The sequence below is a fragment of the uncultured Methylobacterium sp. genome, assembly GCF_964251405.1.
GTDB lineage: Bacteria > Pseudomonadota > Alphaproteobacteria > Rhizobiales > Beijerinckiaceae > Methylobacterium.
Map to the genome: position 1 here is coordinate 25,570 of NZ_CAXUJR010000018.1, position 6,971 is coordinate 32,540.

Genomic DNA, 6,971 nt, shown 5'->3' on the forward strand with positions numbered 1-6,971 from the left:
GCTAATCCGGTCCCATCCCCAGCCCTTCCGACGATGAGGGCGTGGGGGCACGAGGCGAGGACGGAGCGGTGGGATGCAGGACTTGACCGTGACCGATCCGGCGACGGTCGGATTGTGCCCGCAGCGCCTCGAGCGGATCGACGGCTGGATGCGCCGCCTCGTGGATGACGGCCGGCTCGCCGGCCTCTCGGTGAGCGTGGCGCGCCGAGGCCGGACCGCGTTCTTCCGCGCCCACGGCAAGGCCGATATCGCCCGGGACACGCCGTTCGACGCCGAGACGATCGTGCGGATTTACTCGATGACAAAGCCCCTGACCTCGGTGGCGGTGATGATGCTCTACGAGGAGGGTCGCTTCCAGCTCGACGACCCGGTCACCCGCTTCCTGCCGGAATTTTCCGACATGCGGGTGCTCACCGGCGGAAGCCGGGCGAGGTGGGAGACCGAGCCCGCCGCGCGACCGATCACGATCCGGGACCTCCTGACCCACACCGCCGGGCTGACCTACGGCTTCATGGAGGCGACCTTGGTGGACGCCCTCTACCGCCAGAACGGCGTCGATTTCGGCGAGAACCAGGAGGCCAGCCTCGCCGAGGTGGTGCGCCGCGCCGCGGGCCAACCGCTTCTCGCCCAGCCGGGGACCCAGTGGAACTACTCGGTGGCGACCGATGTCCTCGGGCACCTCGTGGCGGTGATCACGGGCCGGGAGTTCGGTGAGTTCCTGAGCGAGCGCGTGATCGCGCCCCTCGGCATGGTCGATACCGACTTCCACGTCCCCGCCGACAAGCTGCCGCGTTTTTCCGCCAATTACAGCCTGTTCCGCGACCGCACCCTGAAGCTCTACGACGATTGCGTCGGCAGCCGGTTCGCGACCCCGCCCGCCCTGGCCTCGGGCGGCGGCGGCCTCGTCTCGACGTCCGCCGACTACATGCGGTTCTGCCGCTTCCTGCTCGGCGGTGGCGAGCTCGACGGGGTCCGGCTGCTCGGCCGCAAGACCGTGGACCTCATGTTGATGAACCACTTGGGCGGCGATCTTGCGGCGATGGGTCAGCCGCGTTTCTCCGAGACGTCCTATACCGGCATCGGCTTCGGGCTCGGCTTCTCGGTCATGATCGATCCGGCCCGCGCCCAGATCGTCGGCACCCCGGGCGAGGCCGCCTGGGGCGGGCTCGCCAGCACGGCCTTCTGGGTCGACCCCGCCGAAGACCTCGCGGTGGTCCTGCTCGCCCAGCTCATCCCGTCCTCGGCCCTGCCGATCCGGCGGGAGCTGCGGGTGCTGACCTATGCGGCGCTGGTGGATTGAAATCGCCGACGCCTCGATCCGGGCGCGGCTCTTCGTGACGGGCCCCGGCGCGGGTTCCGCTTCGCTCCACCCGTTCGGGAAGGGCGCGCGAAGGGAATCGAACCCGGCGGCCGGCGCCGCCCTGACTTACTCCTGAGGAGCAGCCGGCGCCGCGCCGGGCTTCGCTGCGGGCTTCGCTGAGGCTGACGGCCTCGCGGTGCCCGTCGTGGCGCCCGGCGACACGGCCGCGGCGGGGCTCGGCTTGGGCGCCCATTCCGCATCCGCGCGCGGGCCGCCCGGCCCGTTGGTCGGGCCGGTGAGCTGGCCCGGCAGCACGTCGCTCACCCGTGTCCAGGTCTGCGAGCCGCACAGGATGGCGAGCATGCAGCCGCGGATGGAGAGCTCCGTGGGCTGCTCGCTCCAGATGGTGACGTCGTAGGACTTGCCTTCCTCGGAATTGTAGATCTTGCCCTCGAAGCGCTGATCCGCGTTCGGCTTCAGGCCCATGATGAGCTGGTGGCCCAGCGAGGGCCGGGTCTGCTTCTTCGCATCGGGGTTCTTGAAGTCGAGCCGGGGCTGGCCCTTGTCGTTGAGGGGCACCTTCAACCAGACGACGTAGCCGCAGACGTTCTTCTCCTGCGGGCCGCATTTCTCGACGCGGATGCGTGCGCGGCCGTCCTCGGTCAGCCAGGTGCCGGTCGGATCGGCAGGGGCGCCGAGCACGGTGCCCGGCAGCATCGCCAGGGCCAGGGCGGCGAGTGGCCCGGCGGACCGCAGGGTCCGGCCGATCGTCGATCGCTTCGTCATACGCTCATCCTTTACGCGCCCGTCGTGCCAGGATGCCGACCCTGTGGATTCGGCTGGCCCGAGTCGCGCCCTGCGGCTCCGCCGCATGCAAACTCCCTCCGCCTTCCGATGCGAAGGTGACCGGATCATGGCCGGGACGGGGATTAATCGGCGCTGCGGGGCGGCCTAACCCTGATGGACGATGGGTGCGGGGTTCCATGCAGCCTTTGGGATGAGGGCTCCCGACCCACGGCAAAAAACGCTGCGCCAGCAAAGATCTTGGCGTGGACGCTCGCGTAGGGAGCCAAAAAGGTCCGTCGGCGATCATGCCGGCTCGTGGCGCCGAAAGACGAGGATGAGGTTGTTGGACGGCATGGCGACCCGCTCGACGAGGTCGAAGCCATGGCGGGCGGCGCAGGCGCGAACGGCGTCGCGGTCGCGCAGGCCCCAGGCCGGATCCCGCGCGCGGAGGTCGTCGTCGAAGGCGGCATTGCCGGGGCTGGTGGCGACATCCGCCTCGATAAAGGGTCCGTACAGGATCACGCATCCGCGGGCCGGAACACGCTCGGCCGCGCCGGCCATCAGCCCCTCGGTCACCGCCCGGGGGCGATATGGATCAGGTTGATCGCGACGAGCGCGTCGGCGCGGGACAAGGGCCAGTCGGCGTCGGCCGCATCAAGGCAGACCGGCGGGCGCAGGTTCGAGAGCACCGCCGCGGCACCATGGGCGGCGATGCTGGCGAGAGCCTGCCGATCCGGGTCGCTGGGCTGCCAGGTGAGATGCGGCAGGTGGCCGGCGAACCAGGCAGCGTGCTCGCCCGATCCGCTCGCGACCTCGAGGACGAGGGCGGCTTCCGGCAGCACGCGCCGCAGCACGGCGAGGATCGCGTCGCGGTTTCGCAGGGTCGCCGGCGCATGGAGCGCCGGCCCGGCGGCGTCCCAGCCCATCCGTTCCCAGTCGATCCCCTCGCCCATGATGGGAGCGGTCCTCACACGTCGAGGTTGGCGACGCTGAGCGCGTTGTCCTGGATGAACTCCCGGCGCGGTTCCACGATGTCGCCCATCAGCTTGACGAAGAGGTCGTCGGCGTCCTGGGTGTCCTTGACCCGGACCTGGAGCAGCGAGCGCACGTCGCGGTCGAGCGTCGTCTCCCAGAGCTGCTGGGCGGTCATCTCACCCAAGCCCTTGTAGCGCTGGAGCTGGAGACCCTTGCGGCCGAAGGCCATGACCGCCTCGAACAGGCCCACCGGGCCGTGCAGGACCGTCTCGTCGCCCTTGCGGGCATAGGTGACGGGTTCGTCATAGATTTCGCGGAGGGCTAACGCCCGGTCGGCGAGGCGGCGGGCCTCCTGGGAGGCGATGAGCGAGGCGTCGAGGGCCGCGATCTGGCGCACGCCGCGCAGGGTACGGCTGAGGACGTAGCCGCCCTCATGAGCCTCGCCCTGCCAGCCCTGCTCGATCTCGTCGGCGATCCGGTCCATGCGCCGGGCGGTCTCCTGTGCCAGCGGGCCGGCGAGCGCGGTGTCCTCGGCAGCCTCCGGGCGGAACGCCCCGGCGATGAGGGCCTGCTCGACCACGGCGCGGTCGTAGCGGGTGTGGAGCGCCTGCATCAGGCCACGGAACTGGCGAGCCTCCTCGACCAGCGCCTTCAGCTGCGCGCCGCCGAACTCGGTGCCCGAGGCCAGCCGCAGCACGGCCCCGTCGACGCCGGCATCGATGAGGTAGTCCTCCAGCGCCCGCTCGTCCTTGAGGTAGATCGCGGTCTTGCCCTTGGCGGCTTTGTAGAGCGGTGGCTGGGCGATGTAGAGGTGACCGCGCTCGATCACCTCCGGCATCTGCCGGAAGAAGAAGGTGAGGAGCAGCGTCCGGATGTGGGAGCCGTCGACATCCGCGTCGGTCATGATGATGATGCGGTGGTAGCGCAGCTTCTCGGGGTTGAAGCCCTCGCGGTCCGTGCTCGACCGGCCGATGCCGGCGCCCAAGGCGGTGATCAGCGTGCCGATCTCGGCCGACGAGAGCATGCGGTCGGCCCGCACCCGCTCGACGTTGAGGATCTTGCCACGCAGCGGCAGGACCGCCTGGAAGTGCCGGTCCCTGCCCTGCTTGGCCGAACCGCCGGCGGAATCGCCCTCGACCAGCAGGATCTCGCATTTCGACGGGTCGCGCTCCTGGCAGTCGGCGAGCTTGCCCGGCAGCGAGGCGATGTCGAGGACGCCCTTGCGGGTCACGGTCTCGCGGGCCTTGCGCGCCGCCTCGCGAGCCGACGCCGCCAGGATCACCTTGGCCATCACCGAACGCGCCAGCGCGGGGTTCTCCTCGAGCCAGTTCGAGAGACCCTCGTTGAGGACGTTCTCGACGGCGGGACGCACCTCGGAGGAGACGAGCTTGTCCTTCGTCTGCGACGAGAACTTGGGATCGGGCACCTGGACCGAGATCACGGCCGTCAGCCCCTCGCGGCAATCCTCGCCGGTGAGCGAGATCTTCTCGCGCTTGGCGATGCCCGACGATTCCGAATAGCCGGTGATCTGGCGGGTCAGCGCGGCGCGAAAACCCGCCATGTGGGTGCCGCCGTCGCGTTGTGGGATGTTGTTGGTGAAGGGCAGCACGGTCTCGTTGAACGAGTCGTTCCACCACAGGGCGACCTCGACCCGGATGTCGTCGCGCACGGCCCTCACCATCACGGGCTTCGTCATGCCGTCGATCGGTTTGCGCGAGCGGTCGAGGTAGCGCACGAAGGCCTCAATCCCGCCCTCGTAGAACAGCTCCTCGCGCTTGTGCTCGGCATGGCGCGCGTCGGTGAGCACGATGCGCACGCCGGAATTGAGGAAGGCGAGCTCGCGCAGGCGCTTCTCCAGCGTCGCGTAGTCGAACTCGATCATCGTGAAGGTGTCTGTGGAGGGCAGGAACGAGACCTCGGTGCCGTGCCGGCCATTGCCGTCGCCGACGATCTTGAGCGGTGAGACCGCGTCGCCGTGGCGGAACTCCATCGCGTGCTCCTTGCCGTTGCGCCAGATGCGCAGGCGCAGCCACTGCGACAGGGCGTTGACGACGGAGACGCCGACCCCGTGCAGGCCGCCGGAGACCTTGTAAGAATTCTGGTCGAACTTACCCCCGGCATGGAGCTGGGTCATGATGACCTCGGCTGCCGAGACCCCCTCTTCCTTATGGATGTCCGTGGGGATGCCGCGGCCGTTGTCGGACACCGTCACCGAACCGTCGGCATTGAGGGTGACGGTGACGACGTCGGCGTGGCCGGCAAGCGCCTCGTCGATGGCGTTGTCCACCACCTCGTAGACCATGTGATGCAGGCCCGAGCCGTCGTCGGTGTCGCCGATATACATGCCGGGGCGCTTGCGGACGGCGTCGAGCCCTTTGAGGACCCTGATCGATTCCGCGCCATAGGCGGTGGACGCAAGGTTGCGGGAGGCGTCGTCGTGGTGCGTGTCGGACATGAAGTTCCTCGGGCAGGCGCTTGGCTCGGTCGTCGTGCCCCGGCTCCGGCCTCGGGCGCGCCTGCGATTCGTTAGCCTGCGTTATATAGGGGCTGCGCCTTGAAAATGCATCGTTTTCGGGCAGCCTTGCTTGTGGGCGGCTGTCAGCGGGTTTTCAGGGCTTCGCACACGAAAACCCGCCGAGAGTGTCCTGGAAAGGCATTACTTTTCGCCACGAACCGTGCAGCACGTCGCGGAACGATGCTCACGCCCGGATGCCCCCGGCGCTGGCCGCGGTAAGCCGGTCGATGGCGGCGGGGTTCAAGGTCAGCGAAACGGCCCCGATCAGTTCGTCGAGCTGAGCCAGCGACGTCGCGCTCGCGATGGGCGCCGTCACCCCCGGCCGGGCGATGAGCCAAGCCAGTGCCACCTGCGCCGGGGTGGCGCCGTGCTCGGCGGCGACCGCGTCGAGCACGCCGAGCAGCGCGAAGCCGCGCGGGTTGAGGTATTTCTGCACGTTCCCGCCCCGCGCTCGGCCCTCCGCAGCTCCTTCGGAGCGGTACTTGCCGGTGAGGAAACCGGCCGCCAGGGAGAAGTACCCGATGACGCCGAGGCCCTGGCGTCGGCACAGCGGTTCGAGTTCGCTCTCGTAGCCGGCGCGCTCGGCGAGGCTGTAATCGGGCTGCAGGCATTCATAGCGGGGCAAACCCTCGCGCTTGGCCGTATCGAGGGCCGCGCGCAGGCGGGCGGCCGAGTAGTTCGAGGCGCCGATCGCCCGCACCTTGCCGGCCTTGATCAGGCGCTCAAAGGCGGCAAGCGTCTCCTCGATCGGAGTGGCCGAATCGTCCGTATGCGATTGGTAGAGATCGATCCGGTCAGTCCCGAGGCGGCGCAGGGAGGCCTCCACCGCCCGCTCGATATGGGCAGCGGACAGACCCTTGCCCGCCGGTCCCAGATCCATCCCGACCTTGGTCGCGAGAACGATCCTGTCGCGATGGCCCGACGCCTTGAACCAGCGCCCGATCACGGTCTCGGATTCGCCGCCCTGGTGCCCAGGTGCCCAGCGCGAGTAGACGTCCGCCGTGTCGACGAAGTTCAGCCCGGAATCCACGAAGCGGTCGAGGATCGCGAAAGACGTCGCCTCGTCGGCGGTCCAGCCGAACACGTTCCCCCCGAGGCAGAGAGGCGCCACGGAGAGGCCGGAGCGGCCGATCGGTCTCGATTGCATCCTAGTCCTCCGGTCATTGGGCGAATTTCGTGGCGGCGGCTGGACGTTCGTCCCTCCCCCTCGTGGCGAGGGATCGAGGGTGAGGCCGGCTTGCCGACCCTCTGCGGATGCCAGCCGAACCACCCCACCTCCAACTTCTCTCCGCACCCGGGCCGGCCCGCCTTGGGCACTCGGGGTGCGGATCGCACGCAGGCGCGAGCTCTGTCGGGGAGGAGAGGCGCTTCCCCGACTTCTCTCAATCCTGCAGG

General features: G+C 69.2%; 4 protein-coding genes and 1 pseudogene. 1 reads left to right on the forward strand and 4 read right to left on the reverse strand.

The features are described from left to right. The first annotated feature begins 73 nt into the window (after nucleotides 1-73). Nucleotides 74-1,300, forward strand: coding sequence for a serine hydrolase domain-containing protein (locus ACFE7U_RS05500; protein ID WP_375408727.1), 1,227 nt, complete (start codon nucleotides 74-76; stop codon nucleotides 1,298-1,300). 126 nt (nucleotides 1,301-1,426) lie between these two features. On the opposite strand, the gene ACFE7U_RS05505 is transcribed toward ACFE7U_RS05500, so the two are convergent. The 4 genes and pseudogenes from ACFE7U_RS05505 to ACFE7U_RS05520 all read right to left on the reverse strand — a co-directional run bounded on the left by ACFE7U_RS05505 (nucleotide 1,427) and on the right by ACFE7U_RS05520 (nucleotide 6,723). Then, entirely contained in the window at nucleotides 1,427-2,086 is a 660-nt protein-coding gene (locus ACFE7U_RS05505) for a DUF2147 domain-containing protein (protein WP_375408728.1), read from the reverse strand. Between the two features lie 303 nt (nucleotides 2,087-2,389). Further along, nucleotides 2,390-3,039: pseudogene (locus tag ACFE7U_RS05510) on the reverse strand (DUF938 domain-containing protein). 14 nt (nucleotides 3,040-3,053) lie between these two features. Further along, a complete protein-coding gene (gyrB, locus tag ACFE7U_RS05515) occupies nucleotides 3,054-5,516 on the reverse strand; it encodes a DNA topoisomerase (ATP-hydrolyzing) subunit B (protein WP_375408729.1) in 2,463 nt (820 codons plus the stop codon). A 244-nt stretch (nucleotides 5,517-5,760) separates the two neighbouring features. Continuing rightward, a complete protein-coding gene (locus tag ACFE7U_RS05520) occupies nucleotides 5,761-6,723 on the reverse strand; it encodes an aldo/keto reductase (protein WP_375408730.1) in 963 nt (320 codons plus the stop codon). Nucleotides 6,724-6,971 lie beyond the last annotated feature (248 nt).

What these genes read in the sequence shown, in the direction of transcription:
- ACFE7U_RS05500 (WP_375408727.1), top strand. Translation starts at nt 74, where the DNA reads ATGCAGGACTTGACCGTGACCGATCCGGCGACGGTCGGATTGTGCCCG.
- ACFE7U_RS05505 (WP_375408728.1), bottom strand. Translation starts at nt 2,086, where the DNA reads ATGACGAAGCGATCGACGATCGGCCGGACCCTGCGGTCCGCCGGGCCA.
- gyrB (WP_375408729.1), bottom strand. Translation starts at nt 5,516, where the DNA reads ATGTCCGACACGCACCACGACGACGCCTCCCGCAACCTTGCGTCCACC.
- ACFE7U_RS05520 (WP_375408730.1), bottom strand. Translation starts at nt 6,723, where the DNA reads ATGCAATCGAGACCGATCGGCCGCTCCGGCCTCTCCGTGGCGCCTCTC.